Source organism: Methylosinus sp. Sm6 (assembly GCF_019802345.1).
Taxonomy (GTDB): Bacteria; Pseudomonadota; Alphaproteobacteria; order Rhizobiales; family Beijerinckiaceae; genus Methylosinus.
On the sequence record NZ_JAINDZ010000031.1, the window covers coordinates 22,344 to 39,730 of the forward strand.

General features: G+C 65.5%; 15 protein-coding genes. 8 read left to right on the forward strand and 7 right to left on the reverse strand.

The features are described from left to right. Window positions 1-55: 55 nt before the first annotated feature. The 3 genes from K3F48_RS18130 to K3F48_RS18140 are packed head-to-tail and all read right to left on the reverse strand — an operon-like array spanning window position 56 to window position 3,950. Complete coding sequence (locus K3F48_RS18130; protein ID WP_222576835.1) at window positions 56-805, reverse strand: ABC transporter ATP-binding protein; 750 nt, start codon at window positions 803-805, stop codon at window positions 56-58. Continuing rightward, a complete protein-coding gene (locus tag K3F48_RS18135) occupies window positions 793-1,536 on the reverse strand; it encodes an ABC transporter permease (protein WP_222576836.1) in 744 nt (247 codons plus the stop codon). Before K3F48_RS18135 ends, K3F48_RS18130 begins: the two co-directional genes overlap by 13 nt. Further along, window positions 1,533-3,950 carry a DUF3604 domain-containing protein gene (locus K3F48_RS18140; RefSeq protein WP_222576837.1) on the reverse strand — a complete coding sequence of 806 codons (2,418 nt, stop codon included), beginning with the start codon at window positions 3,948-3,950 and terminating at the stop codon, window positions 1,533-1,535. Before K3F48_RS18140 ends, K3F48_RS18135 begins: the two co-directional genes overlap by 4 nt. 91 nt (window positions 3,951-4,041) lie before the next feature. Here K3F48_RS18140 and K3F48_RS18145 point away from each other — a divergent pair, with 91 nt between their 5' ends. The 5 genes from K3F48_RS18145 to K3F48_RS18165 all read left to right on the forward strand — a co-directional run bounded on the left by K3F48_RS18145 (window position 4,042) and on the right by K3F48_RS18165 (window position 9,218). Next, a complete protein-coding gene (locus K3F48_RS18145) occupies window positions 4,042-5,064 on the forward strand; it encodes an ABC transporter substrate-binding protein (RefSeq protein WP_222576838.1) in 1,023 nt (340 codons plus the stop codon). Window positions 5,065-5,195: 131 nt separating this feature from the next. Then, window positions 5,196-6,467 carry a sulfite dehydrogenase gene (gene soxC / locus K3F48_RS18150; protein ID WP_222576839.1) on the forward strand — a complete coding sequence of 424 codons (1,272 nt, stop codon included), beginning with the start codon at window positions 5,196-5,198 and terminating at the stop codon, window positions 6,465-6,467. Next, the gene (locus tag K3F48_RS18155) at window positions 6,454-6,981 is read left to right on the forward strand and encodes a c-type cytochrome (protein WP_222576840.1); all 528 of its coding nucleotides are present in this window, start codon (window positions 6,454-6,456) and stop codon (window positions 6,979-6,981) included. Before soxC ends, K3F48_RS18155 begins: the two co-directional genes overlap by 14 nt. A gap of 313 nt (window positions 6,982-7,294) precedes the next feature. After that, window positions 7,295-8,395: a fatty acid desaturase gene (locus K3F48_RS18160; RefSeq protein WP_222576841.1), complete on the forward strand. Its 1,101-nt coding sequence runs from the start codon at window positions 7,295-7,297 to the stop codon at window positions 8,393-8,395. A 55-nt stretch (window positions 8,396-8,450) separates the two neighbouring features. After that, window positions 8,451-9,218, forward strand: a complete 768-nt coding sequence (locus K3F48_RS18165; protein WP_255609325.1) for a phosphate/phosphite/phosphonate ABC transporter substrate-binding protein — start codon at window positions 8,451-8,453, stop codon at window positions 9,216-9,218. A gap of 49 nt (window positions 9,219-9,267) precedes the next feature. On the opposite strand, the gene K3F48_RS18170 is transcribed toward K3F48_RS18165, so the two are convergent. The 3 genes from K3F48_RS18170 to K3F48_RS18180 are packed head-to-tail and all read right to left on the reverse strand — an operon-like array spanning window position 9,268 to window position 12,344. Further along, window positions 9,268-10,692: an ABC transporter substrate-binding protein gene (locus K3F48_RS18170; protein ID WP_222576858.1), complete on the reverse strand. Its 1,425-nt coding sequence runs from the start codon at window positions 10,690-10,692 to the stop codon at window positions 9,268-9,270. A 33-nt stretch (window positions 10,693-10,725) separates the two neighbouring features. Next, entirely contained in the window at window positions 10,726-11,568 is an 843-nt protein-coding gene (locus tag K3F48_RS18175; RefSeq protein WP_222576843.1) for an ABC transporter permease, read from the reverse strand. Beyond that, the gene (locus tag K3F48_RS18180; protein ID WP_370631449.1) at window positions 11,565-12,344 is read right to left on the reverse strand and encodes an ABC transporter ATP-binding protein; all 780 of its coding nucleotides are present in this window, start codon (window positions 12,342-12,344) and stop codon (window positions 11,565-11,567) included. Before K3F48_RS18180 ends, K3F48_RS18175 begins: the two co-directional genes overlap by 4 nt. 140 nt (window positions 12,345-12,484) lie before the next feature. On the opposite strand from K3F48_RS18180, the gene K3F48_RS18185 reads away from it, so the two are divergent. The 3 genes from K3F48_RS18185 to K3F48_RS18195 are packed head-to-tail and all read left to right on the forward strand — an operon-like array spanning window position 12,485 to window position 15,439. Beyond that, window positions 12,485-14,221, forward strand: coding sequence for a fumarate reductase/succinate dehydrogenase flavoprotein subunit (locus K3F48_RS18185; RefSeq protein ID WP_222576844.1), 1,737 nt, complete (start codon window positions 12,485-12,487; stop codon window positions 14,219-14,221). A 7-nt stretch (window positions 14,222-14,228) separates the two neighbouring features. Then, window positions 14,229-14,462: a ferredoxin family protein gene (locus K3F48_RS18190; RefSeq protein ID WP_222576845.1), complete on the forward strand. Its 234-nt coding sequence runs from the start codon at window positions 14,229-14,231 to the stop codon at window positions 14,460-14,462. Between the two features lie 5 nt (window positions 14,463-14,467). Continuing rightward, a complete protein-coding gene (locus tag K3F48_RS18195; RefSeq protein WP_222576846.1) occupies window positions 14,468-15,439 on the forward strand; it encodes a HEAT repeat domain-containing protein in 972 nt (323 codons plus the stop codon). An 11-nt stretch (window positions 15,440-15,450) separates the two neighbouring features. On the opposite strand, the gene K3F48_RS18200 is transcribed toward K3F48_RS18195, so the two are convergent. Next, the gene (locus K3F48_RS18200) at window positions 15,451-16,821 is read right to left on the reverse strand and encodes an amidase (protein WP_222576847.1); all 1,371 of its coding nucleotides are present in this window, start codon (window positions 16,819-16,821) and stop codon (window positions 15,451-15,453) included. Window positions 16,822-17,387: the final 566 nt, after the last annotated feature.

A 17,387-nucleotide genomic window follows, 5' to 3' on the forward strand; every position in this document is an offset into this window, starting at 1 on the left:
GGCTCGCTCTTCGGCGGATGACGCGAGTCGCTAGTCTCGCCGCGCGTGAACGCGATCATTCGCTGCGCAGCTTCGTCTCAACGAGGGAGGCGATGTCGCGCAAGCGTTGGTCGGCGCGTCGTCGCGGACGCGCGACGTCGATCGTGATGGAGGCGCGGACCTCGCCCGGCTGGCCGCCGAGGGCGATCACGCGGTCGGCGAGATAGACCGCTTCATCGATGTCATGCGTGACGAACAGGACCGTCTTGCCGGTCTCGCGCCAGAGCTCGAGCAGATCGTCCTGCAGGCGTTGTCGCGTCGGCGCGTCCAGTGCGGAGAAAGGTTCGTCCATCAGCAGCAGGTCCGGCTGCACCGCGAGCGCGCGGGCGAGGGCGACGCGCTGCCTCTGTCCGCCGGAGAGCTGATGCGGAAAGCGCTCCGCATAGTTCTCGAGCCCGACGCCGCGCAATGCGTCCAGCGCGCGAATGTGGCGCTCCGCTTTCGAAAGCTTCATCTTTTCGAGGCCGAGCGCCACATTGGCCTCGACGCGCCGCCAGGGAAGCAATCGCGCATCCTGAAACACCAGCGCCATGGCGCAATCGGATCGCGCGTCGAATCGCAATGCGCCGGCCGAAGGCGCGGCGAGGCCGATCAGCACGCGCAGCAAGGTCGATTTGCCGACGCCGGAGGCGCCGAGGATCGCGATGAATTCCCCGCGCGTGATCGTCAGATCGAGCCGCTCCAGCACGGCGACATGGGCGCCGTCGTGCTCATAGCCGAGCGCCAGCCCCTCGATCTCGATGAGCGGCGCCATCACGCCTTCCATGTGAGAAGCCTCGATTGCGCGAAGATGAATGCCATGTCGATCAAGCCGTAGAGCGCCGCCATGGTCAGCATGTAGACGACGACGATATCGGTGGCGAGCAGGCTGGAGGCTTGGTTCATCCGCTGCCCGAGGCCGGCGACGCCGAACAGCTCGGCGGCGACCACGGCCATCCAGGCCTGGCCGAGCGAGGTGCGCACGCCGACGAGAATGCCGGGGAGGCTCGCCGGAAACTGCACCTTCACCAGCTTCTCCCAGCTGGTTCTGAAGCCGAAGGCGGCCGCCACCTCGATGAGATCGCGATCGACATTGCGAATGGCGCCGTGGGCGGAAAAATAGACGATCCAGAACACGCCGATGGCGATGATGAACACCGCCGCCTTCTCCTCGACGCCGAACCAGAGAATGGCGAAGGGAATCCAGGCGAGGCCGGGAATGGGGCGAAGAATGCGCGTGATCCAGGCCGTCATCCATTCGAGCGGCGGAAGCACGCCGGTCGCGACGCCCGCCGCGACGCCGAGCGCCACGCCGACGCCGAGGCCGATGAGATAATGCGACAGGCTCGCGCCAACACAGGCGAGCCAGACGCCGTTCTGGAACTCGCGCCAGAAGGCTCCGGGCAATTGGCTGGGGACGGGGAGAAGCGCATGCGCTCCCGGGGTGAGCAGGGGAGCGAGCTCCCATGCGCCGAGGAACAGCGCGAGGCCCAGCAGGGCGGCGAGACGCTGCTTCATCTCGCTTCGCTCTCGTTCGGCCCGCCGACAAAGGTAATGAATTGCGCGGACGACCACACTTTCGCGTCGTCGCGCTGACGGCCGAACAGATAGACCGGACGAAATCCGAACGGCCCGTTGCGCGGCTCGACCGTGAAGCGTCCCGCGATGTCGCGCGGCAGCGGCGCGTCCGCGAGACGCTCGAGCGCGAGGAACAGCTCGACGCCGCCGAGGTCGAGCCGCAGCTCGCCTTTCTCGATCAGCTCGCGGCCGGTCGCCTCGAAGCGAAACTCCGGCGCATGGACGAAAGGCGCGGGAAAGCGGGGATCGCCGACCTTCACGAAGCCGCCGATCGTTCCCTCGACGAGAAAGCGCGCGGCGGAAAGATCATCGATTTCCAGCTCCAGCGCATCGGCGTCGCCATAGGTTTCCGAGCGAAAGGCGATGTCGGTCGCGCCGGCGCGCCAGGCGTTCTCCTCGTCATGCTCGAAGCCGACGCAGGCGAAGCCGCGCACCACGGCGCCCTGCACGCGCAGACGACCGTTCCAGCTCGCCCAGCGATAGCGATCCTTTATTCGCGCGCCGCCCCAGCGCAGCCGGGCGCGCGTCCGCGAAAAGCCGAGCTCGGCGTGGAGATTTCGGCGCCAGAGCAGCCCCTCATGGTCGAAGGCGGCGATCTCGTCGAAGCCGGCGTCGCCGAGGAAGCGATAGTCGATCTCGGCCGGCCCCTCATTCTCGAAGGCGTCGCCTTGGAGGCGATCCCCGCATCGGACGATGAGCGCGAGCCGCTCGCCGGTCGTCGCGAAACTATGGCGCGCGCGCAATGCGCGGCCGATCGCGGCGCGGTCCAGGCTTTCGGCGAAAACGCCGGTCAGCCCGCCGCGAACGCCGAACACTTGCACGCCGGGCGCGCCGCCGCCCGGCCGTCCGCGATGCTCGTCGCTGTTCGCGCAGACGCCGAGCCGATAGCCGCGGGCGATCACATCGCGATAGAGCCAAGAGAAATGGCCCCAGGCCGAGGCGATCTCGACGAGGCGCTCGAGCTCGGGGTGGTGCCAATCGGCGATATAGCGTCGCCCGCCGACATGCGGCACGACGAGATGGGTTTCCGGCGAATGGCCATAAGCGTCCCACAGCTCATTCACCGGCCAGCGGCCGAGCTCGACCTTCGGCGACTTCATGTCCTCGTTCCAGGACAGGGTGCGATTGTGCCGCCCTTGCGCGTCATAGGGAAAGTCGGGCTCCTCCTCGCCGAGGAAGATCACCTTGTGGTCGCCGCCCGCCGTCGAGCTTCCGCACCATTCCTGCACCGGATAGGTCACGAAGCGCCCGGGCGCGTCGAGCGCGTTCACCGCCGCGACGCCGTCGCGCCAATTGGCGTCGGTGATCTGAAAGTCGTTGGCCGTATAGCCGAACACGTCGACGCCGCCGACATCGCGCGCGAAGGCGGCGTTGTAGGAAGGGCTGTTCGTTCCGACCGTGTCATGCGCATGAACATGCAGATCGGCGTAGAAGCCGCGCGGCGCCGGCGCATCGGCGAAGACCGAGAGAAAGGCCGAAGCCGTGGGAATCCCATGCGCGTCGGGCTCGGCGACCAGCGTCACGTCTCCGTGGTCGGTCGGGACATCCTCTATCGCGACGCTCGCCCAGCCTTCTACCGGAAAGGCGAGGTCGCGTGACGCGATCGTCTCGGCGCCCGCGAGGATCGATAGTCGGAGGGAGCCGGGACAATCGCGGACGATATTCCCCCAGCGATCGAGCGCAGAGAGGCGGAATGGCGCGTGTGCCCCGGGCCGCGCGAAACGCGGGCCGACGAGCGACAGCCGCGCCGGCGGACCGGCGACGATGCGCAGCGAGACATCGCCAGGCACGGCGACATAACGCGACGTGCCCAGCGGATCGACATAGGTGCGAAAGCGAAAATCATCGTCGACGAAGGTCTGGAGGCGCGTGCCCGGTCCGCCGGCGCGGCGATCGCCCAATCGGATGACGATGTGGTCGCCCATATTGAGATAGCCGTCGATCACATCGACGATCACGGCCTTCTGATAAGGCCGCTCATGTCCTTTTTGGTCGAAGCGGACCGCGAGATGCTGCACGCTCGCCGGCGATTGGCCGGGGGCCAGCGGGCCGGCCTGATAGTCGACGCTGAGATAATCGGCGCCTTTCGGATCGGCGGTCTGGAACAGCGCCCAGTCGGAATAGAATTTGAACGTGACCTTTAAGGTCGCGCCATCGGCGACGCCGCTCGCGCCCACCTCATAGTCGAGCAAGATCTCCCGCCAGGATCCGGCCTCCGCTTCCTCGAGGCTGCAAGCGAGCCGGCCGGCGAAGGGAGCTTCCTTCATCTTGTCATAGAGACCTTCCGGCGCGACCGGCGCCAAGGGTCGCGAGCCCGATAACGGGGGGCGCGCCCTATCCTCCTCATTCGACAATCGAGCCCTCCTTCAGTCTATTTCTACTATAGACTATATCGTTATCTTGACGCAAACTCGCGCCCGTTGCGAGCCGAGAGGAGGACGATTAATGTCGAAGAAGCTCGTCGCGATGGCCATGGCCATCGCCTTCCATGCGACCGGCTCGGCTGCCGAGACGGTGACCGCGCGCGTTGGAGTCATCCCGGTCATCGGCGCGGCCCCTCTGTTTGTGGCGGAGAAGGAAGGCTGGCTCCGCGAGAGCGGACTCGAGCTGCAGACCAAGATCTTCGAGAGTGGCCCCAATATCGTTCAGGCGGCGGCGAGCGGCGGCATCGACATCTACATCGGGGGAATCGCTCCGGCCGCGGCCGGACGGGCGAAAGGCGTCGACCTGCGCGTTGTGGCGGCCCTCGCGGTGGACGAGAATGTGCTCGTCGGCGGCCCCAAGCTCGAGGCCTTCTTCAAGAAGGGCGTCGCGCCGGCGGCGGCCTTCAAGGCCTTCCGGGCCGCCAATGGTCGGCCGGCCCGCATCGCCACCCAGCCGCCCGGCTCGGTGCCGGCCGCCAATCTCCAATATTGGCTGCGCGAGGCGACGCATACCGACCCTTCCGACGTCGAGGTCGTCTCTATCGGCATAGACGCGACGCAGCAGGCTCTGCTCGCGAGCGCCGTGGAGGCCGCGACCGTGCGCGAGCCGACTCTGACGATCGTGCAGAAGGCGAACCCTGAAATAGCGCTGATCGCGGGCGGCTCGGAGCTGTTTCCAGGTCAGCCGGGCACGGTGGCCGCGGTCTCGGCGGATTTCCTCGAGAAACATCCGAAGCTGGTTCAAGCGCTGGTCGGCGGTCTCGTCCGCGCTGTGGAGGAGCTGCAGAAAGATCCCGATCGCGCTGCGCCTCATGTCGAAGCGGCATTGTCCAAAGGCATTGTCGATGGCGCGACCATCCGCAAATCGCTGTCGTCCCCCGCCGTCCGTTTTGTCGTGGATCCGAAAGCGATCACCGAGCCGACCAAGGCTCTGCTCGCCTATCAGGCGACGCTCGGCGTGGTCGATAAGGCGCCGAGCGTCGACGGCCTCTTCGACTCGCGCTTCTTCGACAAGACGAGGAGCGAGAAATCCTCGAAGAAGTGAGCCGCAGCGCAAGTCGGCGTCGCAAGCAGGATGAGGGCGTCGATTTCGTTTCACGCTTGTCGGCGTCGACTCCCTTACAATATCACCCGCCGGTGCCGCGCGCCGTCCGGCGAATTTTCGAGACGATGAAAATGAAACGAAGACGAAGGACGCCGACGCCCGACCTCGAGCAGGCCGCGGGCGCAGGCCTCATGCATCGCCGGGCCTTCATCGCCGGCGCCGCGATCGCCGGGGCAGTCGCGGCGGAGCCGGCGCGCGCCGAGGGGCTCGCGGTCGAGCCGTGGATGACCGCTCCGGGCTCGCCCTTCACCGGCTATGGCCAGCCCTCGCGCTTCGAGGCCGGCGTCGCCCGCGTGTTCGCCAATCCGCCGAACGCGCCGGGCTCTGGCGCCGCACGCACGCCGCTGCATCGGCTGCAGGGAATGATCACGCCCAATGGCTTGCATTTCGAGCGCAGCCACAGCGGCGTTCCGGACATCGATCCCGACAAGCACCGTCTGCTCATTCATGGGCTCGTCACGCGCCCCTTGGTCTTCTCGCTCGAGACCCTGTCGCGCTATCCTATGGAGTCCCGCATCGCCTTTATCGAATGCGGCGGCAATAGCGCGCAGCTCTATCAGACCGAAGCGCTGGACGCCGATGCGCAGCGGCTGCACGGCCTCGTCTCCTGCGCCGAATGGACGGGTGTGAGGCTGTCCACGCTGCTCGACGAAGCGGGCGTCGATCCTACCGCTCTCTGGGTCCTCGCCGAGGGCGGCGACGCGGCCGGCATGAGCCGCAGCGTGCCGATCGCCAAGGCGATGGACGATGCGCTGATCGCGCTCTATCAAAATGGCGAGCGCATCCGCCCGTCCAACGGCTATCCGATGCGTCTGCTGCTGCCGGGCTACGAAGGCAATATGCAGGTCAAGTGGCTGCGCCGTCTGAAGCTCGTCGAGACGCCGGTGATGACGCGGGACGAGACGGCGAAATATACGCTGCTGCGGCCCGACGGCTCGGCGCTGCAGTTCGTCTTCGGCACGGAGGTGAAATCGGTCATCACCCAGCCCTCTCCCGAATTGTCGTTGAAGGAGCCGGGGCTCCACGAGATCTCCGGCCTCGCCTGGTCGGGCGCCGGCCGCATCGTCAAGGTGGAAGTGTCCGCCGACGGCGGCCGCAGCTGGGCCGAGGCGCATTTGCAGCAACCGATCCTTTCGAAGGCGCTGACGCGCTTTCGGCTCGGCTGGCGCTGGGATGGCGGACCCGCCGTGCTGCAGAGCCGCGCGACCGACGAGGAGGGCAATGTGCAGCCGACGCGCGAAGCGCTGCTCGCGCGTCGCGGCGCGCGAGCGCTCTACCACTTCAACGGGGTCGCGAGCTGGGGTGTGGCTGCGAGCGGAAGGGTGACGCATGTCTATGCGTGAGGCCGCCGCTCTGGCGCTGCTGCTCGCTTTGGCGTGCGCGGGCGCGCGAGCCGAAGGACCGGAGCTCGGTCGACCAGCTACGCCGAGCGAAATCGCGCGCTTCGACATCAGCGTCGGCCCGGACGGCGCAGGCCTGCCGCCGGGCTCGGGAACGGCGCGCGAGGGCCGTGTGGTCTATGAGGCGAGATGCGTCGCTTGCCATGGCGAGAAGGGCGAGGGCAAGCCGAATGATCGGCTGGTCGGCGGCGTCGGCGCGCTCGCGGGGCAAAAGCCGGCGACAAAGACCGTCGGCAGCTATTGGCCTTATGCGACGACCGTTTTCGATTATGTGCGCAGGGCGATGCCCTTCGACGCGCCGAAGTCGTTGCGCGACGAAGACCTCTATGCGGTCACGGCCTATCTTCTTCATCTCAATGGCGTGATCGGCGAGGACGCGACGGTAGACGCCGCGACTCTGCCCAAAATCGTGATGCCCAATCGAAACGGCTTCGCGCCTTTTGCTCCTGGCGACTGACCTGCTGGCGAAGACAAGTCGGCGCGATAAGGCGGGCGGGGGCTCCGCGACGCCCGAGCTGACGCCGGCCGAAATCCGACCGCGATCGCCGATCTGCCGCCCATGACCCGGGCGGAGGCCAAAAAAATGACATTGTCTACCGAATTACTATATATTCAGTGTCGTATCGGAAGCGGTGCCTTCCACACCGGACGACAGCGCCGCGCAGGCGCCCGGGAAGCAGGCTTCCGCATAATCTCAGCGCCGGGTCGTCGCTACGGTGGATGGCCTGCGCTGATGGTGAGTGCATCGCCATGACAAGGGAGACCTGTGCTTGACAGATTCGCACTTCATTCCAGATCATGAAGCCGAAATTGGCGGCGACAAATCCCTAGTCGGCTCGGAGGGAGCGTCGCAAGGCCTGAAGCTCGCCCTTTCGCGAGATGCGGCTGCGAACTCGTGGTTCGAGCAGCATGAAGGGCCGACGCTCCTGGTTGCGGCGGCGATCTATGCCAGCTGGCTATTGCTGCTCGCTTCTCATGAACATGTCCCTTGGTGGATCACGGCTCCGCTGGCGGGCTACGTCGTGCAGTGGCATTCCTCTTTGCAGCACGAGGCGATTCACGGCATGCGCGGGATCCCGAAGGGGCTGCGTCGCGCGCTCGTCTGGGCGCCGATCGGTGTGTGGTGCCCTTTCGAAATCTATAGGAGGCTGCATTCGCAGCACCATCGCAACCGCTATGTCACCTATCCAGGGCAGGATCCAGAATCGTACTATAACAAGGAAGAGGACTGGAAAGAGCATGGCGATCTGTGGAGGGGGCTGCTCACAGTCAACCAGACCTTCTTGGGAAGGCTGTTCATCGGTCCGTTCTTGCAAATGCCGCGGCTCCTGATCGACGAAGCTGGCAAGATGATCGCCGGCGACACGGCAAACGCCGGCATTTGGCTTCGCCATTGCATCGGCTCGGCCTTGGTGCTGCTGCTCGTGACGCGGGTATTCGAAATGTCCGTTTGGTCGTATCTCGTTGAGTTCACCTATAGCAGCTTTGTCTTTGGCATGATGCGCAGCTTCACCGAGCACCGCTGGAGCGAGCGGGCGAGCGAACGCGCTGCCGTGGTCGAATCGAACTGGGTGTTCGGGCTTCTGTTCTTGTGGAACAACCTCCATGCCGTTCACCATCTCTTCCCGACGGTGTCATGGTGGAAATTGCCCCATGTCTGGCGCCGGCATCGTGCGCGCATCGAAGCGCACAACGGCGGCTTCGTGTTTCGAGGTTATTGCGAGATCGCTCGGCGATGGCTCACCACGCCGAATTTCATCCCGATCCACCCGCCCGGCCGCGCCAGCGAGAATTCATTGTCTGACGCGGCTGTGCTCGAGCCCGGCCCTGCGACGCAGCCGCGCATCACGTTGCGTACGCATGCGACGTGATGCAGCGCGTCCATCGCGGCGGACGGCCAGCCTGCCGATGTACTGTCTTCCCGAGATGGCAGCCGCGAATGCCGCCCTCTGGACGGCCTTGCAGCTCGGGCTTTGCGCCAAGGGCGTCGAAACCGCCGACATCGAGTTCCACACCGAAGGATGCGCGGTTTCGGAGGGCCTCGGGCCGGGGGTATTCTTCACCCAGACGTGCGGCTATCCGCTGTTCAAGCATCACCGCGACAAAGGACGCGTGCTTGGAACGCCGCATTACTCGACTCCCGGATGCGTGGGATCCACTCATCGCGCCTTCTTCATCGTCAGAAGCGATGATCCCGCCGAATGTCTTAAAGACATGCGCGGGCGGATATTCGGGTGCAACAGCTTGCTGTCGAACTCCGGCATGAACTTGCCGCGACTGTCTCTCGCGCGGATTGCTGGAGGACAGGCCTTCTTTTCCTCCGTCGTCATGACCGGCGGGCATGTCGCGAGTCTCGAACGTCTCGACGAGGGACGCATCGATATCTGCTCGGTCGACAATGTGACCTGGGGATTTTTCAAGAAGTTCCGCCCCGTCAACGCCGAACGATATCGGATTCTCGACGAGACCGTATCTAGCCCGTCATTGCCATATGTGACTGCGGCGAACACGAGCGAATCCGATGCGGCAGCTATTGCCGAGACACTGCATGAGATTATGGACGATCCACAGATGGCCGGCATGCGCGATGCGTTGGAGCTCGCCGGCTTTTCCGCGCCCGACGTCGACGCCTACGAACGTCTGACGGAATTCGAGCGCGAAGCCGCCGAGCTGGGCTTTCCCGAGCTGAAATAGGCGCGACAGCGAAGTGCGCGCCGCCGCGGGCTCGGGCGACTCGGCTCGGTCACGGGTCGATGGGCTCGGAAATCCGGCCGAGCGCTCTGGCTTTGGCCTCTGTGAAAGTTCTGACAGCGCCGTTCACGCCACGGGCGAATTCAGAGGCGGCGGCGCTCGAGAGAAAGGCGCTCGATCGACCATCCGGTTCCGAGACGAACCAGGCACGATCCGCAAAGAGCTTGACTCCGCTCACGCGGTCCCAGGCGTAAATTGCGCGTGCGGTTCTTCCCTGCCGCTCCCCCTCCGTGAGCGCCGCCAATGCGGCTTCGAGCGATGAAAATCGCCACACTCGGGGTTCGTCCGTCAGCCAAATCTCTGTCGCGCGTAAGACGCCTGCGATCGGGTTGCCAGTGGATGTTTCCGTCAGCGCAGGCGCGGCAAAGCCGGCCGAAAAACGCGACTCATAGTCGAGTCCCGCTTCCTTCATCGCCCTGCGGATCAATGCATCGTCGATAAAGGTTTCGAGGTCGAGCCCCTCGTCGGCTCGCTTGAGCAATCGCAGCGTGTCGATCGACGTCGCGAGATCCTGTCGGAACTCCTTGCTCCACACGAGATCGCGCCTCTGCAATCCGAGCGGGCCATGGAAAAGATAGACGACCGGGGCCTCGATTCCGGTCGCCCTCGCGATGAGCTCGCTGTATTTCTCGGGCTCCTCATCGAGAAGCCTCGTCGCCTCGATCACGGCGCGCAGATAGGCGACGACGACTTCCGGATACGCTTCGGCATAGACCCCGTCGACGAGCGTTCCGTGAAATGTCGGAACTCCCGCCTGCGAGCCATCGAAAATTTTTCGCGCCACGCCTCGATAGGGAAAGAGTTCCGCGAACGGGACGAATCCGGCATGCGCATCGATCTGGCCGCTCTGCAGTGCCGAGCCGGCGACTTCGGGCGCTTGCGCGACGATCTTGACGTCCCGGTCGGGGTTCCAGCCGAGATCGGCGATCGCGCGCAACAGCATGCCATGCGCCGTCGAGGCGAATGGGACCGATATCGTCTTTCCTCTGAGCTCCGCGAGTGACTGGACGGGGGAGCCGATCGGGACGACGACGCCATTGCCGCTGCCCTTCGTGCTACCGGACAGCGCCACGATGAATTTGCTGCGCTTGCCCGCCTTCTTGAAGGCGACGCCGTTCAGCGCCCCGGGAAAGTCCGCCATCACGCCGAAGTCGAGCTTGCCGGCGATCATTTCATTGGTGATCGGCGCGCCGCTGGTGAAATTCTTCCACTGAATGTCATAGGTCGCGCCGGCGTATTTGCCGTCGTGCGGCAGATAGCGGTCGAGAAGACCGAGCTCGCGGATGAGCAATCCGCCCGCCGCGCAATTGATCGTCGTGTCCTGCACGCCGATCGCGACGCGGATCGTCTCGGCGGTGGACTGGCTCGTCGGCGCCGCGAGAAACATCGCCAGCAGCAAGAGACGCGCGATCGGCATCATCGACATCGACTCCTCGAGGTTTCGAGCGATTTATGAATTTTTGCGTCGCCATGGCATGACGACTGCGCCGAGGCCACGCACGGCGGCGCTGCTCGCCGAGCCGAGGACGCCGATGACGAGCATGCCGACGACGATATCCGGGTAATTCTGCAAAGTGTAGGACTCCCATGTGTAATAGCCGATGCCGAGCTGTCCCGAGATCATTTCGGCCGTCACCAGGCAGAACCAGCATGTGCCCATGCCGATCGACAGACCGGTGACGACGCCGGGCATCGCGCCCGGGATCACGATCTCGCGGATGATCGTCGTCTCGTTCGCTCCGAGCGAACGGGCAGAAGCGATCAGCCGGCGGTCGACCTCGCGGACCGCGTCGATGGAGTTGAGCAGGATCGGAAACAGCGCGCCGGTGAAGGTGATGAAGATCATCGACGCTTCCGACGATGGAAACATCAGAATGGCGAGCGGTATCCAAGCGACCGCGGGAATGGGACGCGCGAGCTCCAAGGTCGGCATCACGATATCCTCGATAGATCGCCCGCGCGCGACGAGCACGCCGACCACGACGCCGACCGTCGCGGCCAGAAAATAGCCAGCGAGCACGCGCGTGAGGCTCGCTGCGATGTGCGATTGGAGCTTTCCCGTGTTCGCGAGCGCGAGGAAGGCCTCCGCGACCTCGGCCGGCGCGGGAAGGTTTGCGAAGGAGACGAAAGGCAACCGGAGCCTGACCGCCGACACCCCGTTCCAGAGCAGGAACAGGGTCAGCACCGACAAAGCGCGCAATGTCCATCTTCGCCAGGATACGCGTGAGCTCGAGGAGGCCGCTTCGGCCGAGCCAGCGCTCGGGCGCGCGCGAAGTCTCGGCGCGCCCGTCATGCGAGCGCTTCCGCTCGCTCGAAAGCGCGCCGGCTCTCGCAACGGATGAGGTCCCGGCACCGAACCTTGGCCTCGTTGAAGGCCTCGCTTGCATGGACCTCCCTCGGACGTGGCCGCGGAAGATCGATCCGCAAGTCGAGGAGGACACGTCCCGGCGCCGCGCTGAGAACCACGACGCGATCTCCCAGAAACAGGGCCTCGTCCAGATCGTGGGTGACGAAGACGACAGTGTTGCGGATATCGCGCCATTGCTCGAGGAGATGCTCCTGCATCAGCGCTCGGGTCTGCGCGTCGAGCGCGCCGAAAGGCTCGTCCATCAGCAGCACGGCCGGTCGAGTGACGAGCGCGCGGGCGATGGCGACGCGCTGCTGCATTCCACCCGATAGCGTCGATGGATAGGCTCGCGCGAAACGCGCGAGCCCGACAGACGACAGATAATCAAGCGCTAGGCGGCGCGCCTCGGCGGTCGACGCGCCGCGCATGCGCAGGCCGAAGGCCACATTGTCCTGCGCGGTCTTCCAGGGAAAGAGCGAATAGTGCTGGAACACGACGCCCCGATCCGGGCCGGGTCCGCAGACCCGTTCGCCATCGACGAGCGCCATACCGGACGTCGGCGCGACGAAGCCGCCGATCACATTGAGCGCCGTCGACTTTCCGCAACCCGACGGCCCGAGGAGGCACAAGAATTCGCCGGGCCGGATCACGAGGCTCGTCTCGGTGAGCCCGGCGCCGCGGCCATAAGCGACGGTGACCTCGCGCAATTCGACGCGCCCCACGCCCGCGCCGGTGGCAGCGGGTCGAGGGTCGGCCTTCGGGCGTGAATTAAGGCTGGTCGAAAGCATAGACAATATATAGACTAATAGGTGAATGAAACGCAACGGGCTCGACGCGGGCGAAGCGATCCGAAAGAGGCGATGTGAGCCAGAACCTTGACACCGACTCCGTCTTCGACGCCGATGTGCTCGTGATCGGCGGAGGAACGGCCGGCCCGCTCGCCGCCTATAAGGCGAAGGCCGCGAATCCGGCGCTTCGCGTCGTCCTTCTCGAGAAGGCGAATGTGAAGCGCTCCGGCGCGATCGCCATCGGGATGGACGGGCTCAACAACGCGGTCGTTCCGGGATTCGCCACGCCGGAGCAATATGTCCGCGAGATCACCATCGCCAATGACGGCATCGTCTATCAGAAGGCGCTCCTCGCCTATGCCGAGCGCTCCTTCGACATGATCCGCGAGCTCGACCAATGGGGCGTAAAGTTCCTCAAGGACGAGAACGGCGATTTCGACGTGAAGAAGGTCCATCATCTCGGGACCTATGTGCTGCCGATGCCGGAAGGCGGCTCCGTCAAGAAAATTCTCTATCGTCAATTGCGCAAGGCGCAGGTGCTGATCTCCAATCGCTTCATGGCGACGCGCCTGCTGACCGCGAAGGACGGACGCATCGCTGGCGCGATCGCCGTCAATAGCCGCAGCGCGGAGCTCCTCGTCATTCGCGCCAAGGCGGTGATCCTCGCCGCGGGCGCGGCGGGACGGCTCGGCCTGCCGGCCTCCGGCTATCTCTGGGGAACCTATGAGAACCCCGCCAATTCCGGCGACGGCTATGCGTTGGCCTTCCACGCGGGGGCCGAATTGACCAATCTCGAATGCTTCCAGATCAACCCGCTCATCAAGGACTATAATGGTCCGGCCTGCGCCTATGTCGGCGGGCCTTTCGGAGCCTATACGGCCAATAGCCGCGGCGAGCGCTTCATCGAATGCGACTATTGGTCGGGGCAGATGATGCTCGAATTCTACCGCGAGCTGCAGAGCGGCCGCGGGCCGGTGTTTCTCAAATTCGATCATCTCGCGCCCGAAACCATCGCGGAGGTCGAAGGCATCTTGCACAAGGTCGAGCGTCCGTCGCGCGGGCAGTTCCATGCCGGGCGTGGAACCGACTACCGCCGCGACATGGTCGAGATGCATATTTCGGAGATCGGCTTCTGCTCCGGACACAGCGCCTCGGGCGTATGGGTCGACGAATTCGCGTGCACGACGGTCGCGGGCCTCTATGCGGCGGGCGATATGGCGAGCGTGCCGCACAATTATATGCTCGGCGCCTTCGTCAATGGCGCGATCGCCGGAGAGCATGCGGCCGAATTTTCACGCGACTCCGATCTCGCCGAGCTCGACCCCGGCCAGATCGAGGCCGAGCGGCAGCGCACAAGGGCGCCGCTGCGCAATGCGACGGGGCTTCCCGCCAATCAGGTGGAATATAAGATCAGGCGCTTCGTCAATGACTATCTGCAGCCGCCCAAATCGCCGCGCAAATATGAGATCGCGCAGAAGCGTTTCGCCGAGATCCGCGATGATCTGAAGCGTCTCGTCGCCCGCGACGCGCATGAGCTCATGCGCGCGCTCGAGGTGCATTCGATCCTCGATTGCGCGGAGATGGCGGCCGCGGCGTCGCTCTATCGCAAGGAGAGCCGCTGGGGCCTCTATCATCATCGTCTCGACTATCCGGAGCGCGACGACGACGAATGGTTCTGTCATGTGCAGCTCTACAAGGATGCGAGCGGCGCCATCGCCTGCCGCAAGCGCGCCGTCGATCCCTATATCATTCCTGTCGAGACCGCGGAGCGCGACGCTTATGATCGGCTTCGCATTCTCGCCCGCAACTGAGGCTTCGATGTCCTTCGCGGAAAATCCATCCGAATTTCCGGTCACGGTCGACCCCGAAAAATGCATCGCCGACAAGGGATGCACGATCTGCGTGGACGTGTGCCCGCTCGATGTTCTGCGCATACATCCTGAAACGGGAAAAGCGCATATGAAATACGACGAATGCTGGTATTGCCTGCCTTGCGAGCTCGATTGCCCGACGCAGGCGATCGCCGTGTCGATCCCCTATCTCTTGCGGTGAAGAGAATGGCCGAGCGGAGCTTTTTCGAGGAGCAGGGCGTCGATCTCGACGATGTCGCGGAGCGGCTGCAGAGTGAAGACGCCGACGCGAGGCGCATAGCCGTCGTGGAACTCGCCGAGAGCGGCGAGCCCGCAGGCGAGGCTCTGCTCGTCGCGGCCCTGCGCGATCCGCACTCCGGCGTGAGGCGCGCAGCGGCGAGCGCGCTCGAGCAATTCGACGGCGCCGCGGCGGCGAGCGCTCTGGCGGAGGCCCTGCTCGACGAGGATGCGGAGGTCGCAGCCGCGGCCGACGCCAGCCTGCGCCAATTTCGCGCGCCCGAGGCCGCTCCGCCGCTGCTCTCGCTCGTCGGCCATGAACGCGCCGATGTCCGCGCGGCGGCTTGGCGCGGCCTGCGCGGCCTTCGTGTCGCGGCGACGCTCGTCCCGGCGCTGCGCGCGCTCGACGATGTGGACGCGCAGGTGCGGCGCGAGGCGATCGGCGCGCTGGCCTATCTGAAGGACGAGACGACGACGGCGGCGCTGATCCGCGCAGGACGCGACGATCATCTCGAGGTGCGGCGCGCGGCGCTTGCGGCGCTCGCCTTCGCGCCGGCTTCCATGATCCTCGAGGCGATCCTCGACGGTCTCGCCGACCGGCATTGGCGCGTTCGCGAAACCGCCGCGTCTCTCGCCGGAAGAGCCGGCGCGGCCGGCGCCGAGGCGTCCCTGATCGCAGCGCTGGCCGACGACGTCTGGCAGGTCGCTCTCGAAGCGGCTCGCTCTCTGGGGCGCCTGCGCGCCGGGGGCGCAGTCGTAGCGCTCGGGGCGCTGGCGACGCATCCGGTGAGCAATCTGCGCAAGGAGGTCGCCGCGGCGCTCGGCGAAATTCGCCGCCACGAGGCGCTATGCCACCTCTCGCTGCTGGCCGAGGACTCGGACCCCGATGTGCGCAAGATCGCGCGTTGGTCGATCCATCTCATCGATTCTTCCGCGCGCTGAGGCGTCCCGCCTCAGAGGCGGCTCAGCCAATCGAGATGCGGCGTCGGGAAAGGCTGGAGCTTTTCGAACGCCCTCGCGAGACGCAGCACCGTCGCGTCGCCGAACTGCGGCCCGACGATTTGGAGCCCCACCGGCAGGCCATTATTGTCGAAGCCGGCGGGCGCGGAGGCGGCCGGCTGCTGCGTGATGTTGAAGGGGACGGCGAAGGGCGTCTCGGGAGCGACGCCGAGGCGCGGAACGGGCTTGGACTGCACGGGCGTGACGAGCAGATCATATTTCTCGTGGAATCGGCGCAGCCTTATGCCGAGCTCCGCGCGGCGCTCATTGGCCTCGACGACCTCGGCGAGCGTGTAGCGCTCCAGCCGCTCGACGCGCTTTCGTATAGCAGGATCGATCAGCTCGAGGCCGGCGTCGCCGATGTCGCGCCGCAGGCGGATCGCGCGCTCGGCGTTGATCGCGTCGATGATCGCGGACGGGTCGGAGAAGCCGGGGTCCGCCTCCTCGACGATCGCGCCCAATTCGGCGAGCCGCGCCACCGCGCGGTCCACGACGGCGGCGACGCCCGGATCGACCTGAATATAGCCGAGCGTGCGGCTATAGGCGATGCGCAATCCTTTCACGCCGCTGTCGAGACCATTGGTCCAATCGCGCCCGTCGCTCGGCAGGCTGGTCCAGTCGCGAGCGTCCGGCTTGCCGATGACGTTCAGCAGCAGAGCGGCGTCGGTCACCGTCCGCGTGATCGGGCCGATATGGAACAGCGAGCCATTATGCGGATAGCCGGCGACGCGGCCGAAGGTCGGCTTGAACCCGAAGACGCCATTGACGGCGGCCGGATTGCGAATGGAGCCGCCGCCATCGGTTCCGACCTGCAGCGCGCCGAGGCCGAGCGCCGCCGCGACAGCGGCGCCGCCGCTGCTGCCGCCGCTGACGTAGCTGCGATCCCAGGCGTTGGGCGTGACGCCGGCGAGCCGGGTCTCGGTCAGTCCCTTGAGACCGAATTCGGCGGTCTGCGTCTTGCCCAATATCGCCGCGCCGGATTCGCGCAGACGCGCGGCCGGGGGCGAATCCTCCTGCTGCACGACGTCCGGCGTCGCAAGGCTTCCCTTGCGTGTCGGAAAGCCGCGGACGTTCAGCAAATCCTTGAAGCCCACCGGCACGCCGTCGAGCATGCCGAGCGGCGCGCCTTTCGACCAGCGCGCCTCGGAGGCTCGCGCCTGCGCCAGCGCCCCCTCGGCGTCGACGGCGCGAAAGGCGTTGAAATGCGGCTGCAGCTCCCCGATCCGTTTCAATGTCGCGGCCACGACCTCGACCGGCGAGAGCGCCTTGGAGCGATAGGCGGCGATCAGCTCGCTCGCGGAAAATTGCGTCGGATCCTGGGGCATGGCGTTCCTCGTGCGGGCTGACATGCTATCGGGCGGTCATCGCCGTCGTCGAAGACCGCTCATTCATCTCGGCGCGAGATTGGGATGTGTGTGCGTCCGCAGCGGGCGGCGTCCAGATCAATGCGGCCACGCCGAGAATCGCTAGCGACAAATGCTTCGACGCCATCGCGTTTTTCCCACTTTGGAGTCCGCACATCGCAAAGGAATGTCGCGATTGCCGTGGCGACGCCCTTCATGCGCAGGAGCGAGGATATGCGATCCCGCGCCCAAGTCAACGCATAACCATATATAGTAGCTATATATTAGTCAGCAGAAGGCGCTTTTCCACGCCCTCGCCGGTCGCTCGCGGCGCTCCCTATTCCATGAGAGCATGGCCACGCCCGCCTTTGAGCCTTCGGCCCCTGAGGATCCCGCACGGTTTTATTAAGCCTATAACTCGCGTCGCGCCCGGCCACAGCTTTCGCGTCGGGCTTCGCAAAAAAGCTCGCACCTTCCATCGCCCGCGCCAGCGAGACCGCCAATCAACGATGCGCGAACTGTCCCGACGAGGCGCCTGCGCAATTCCC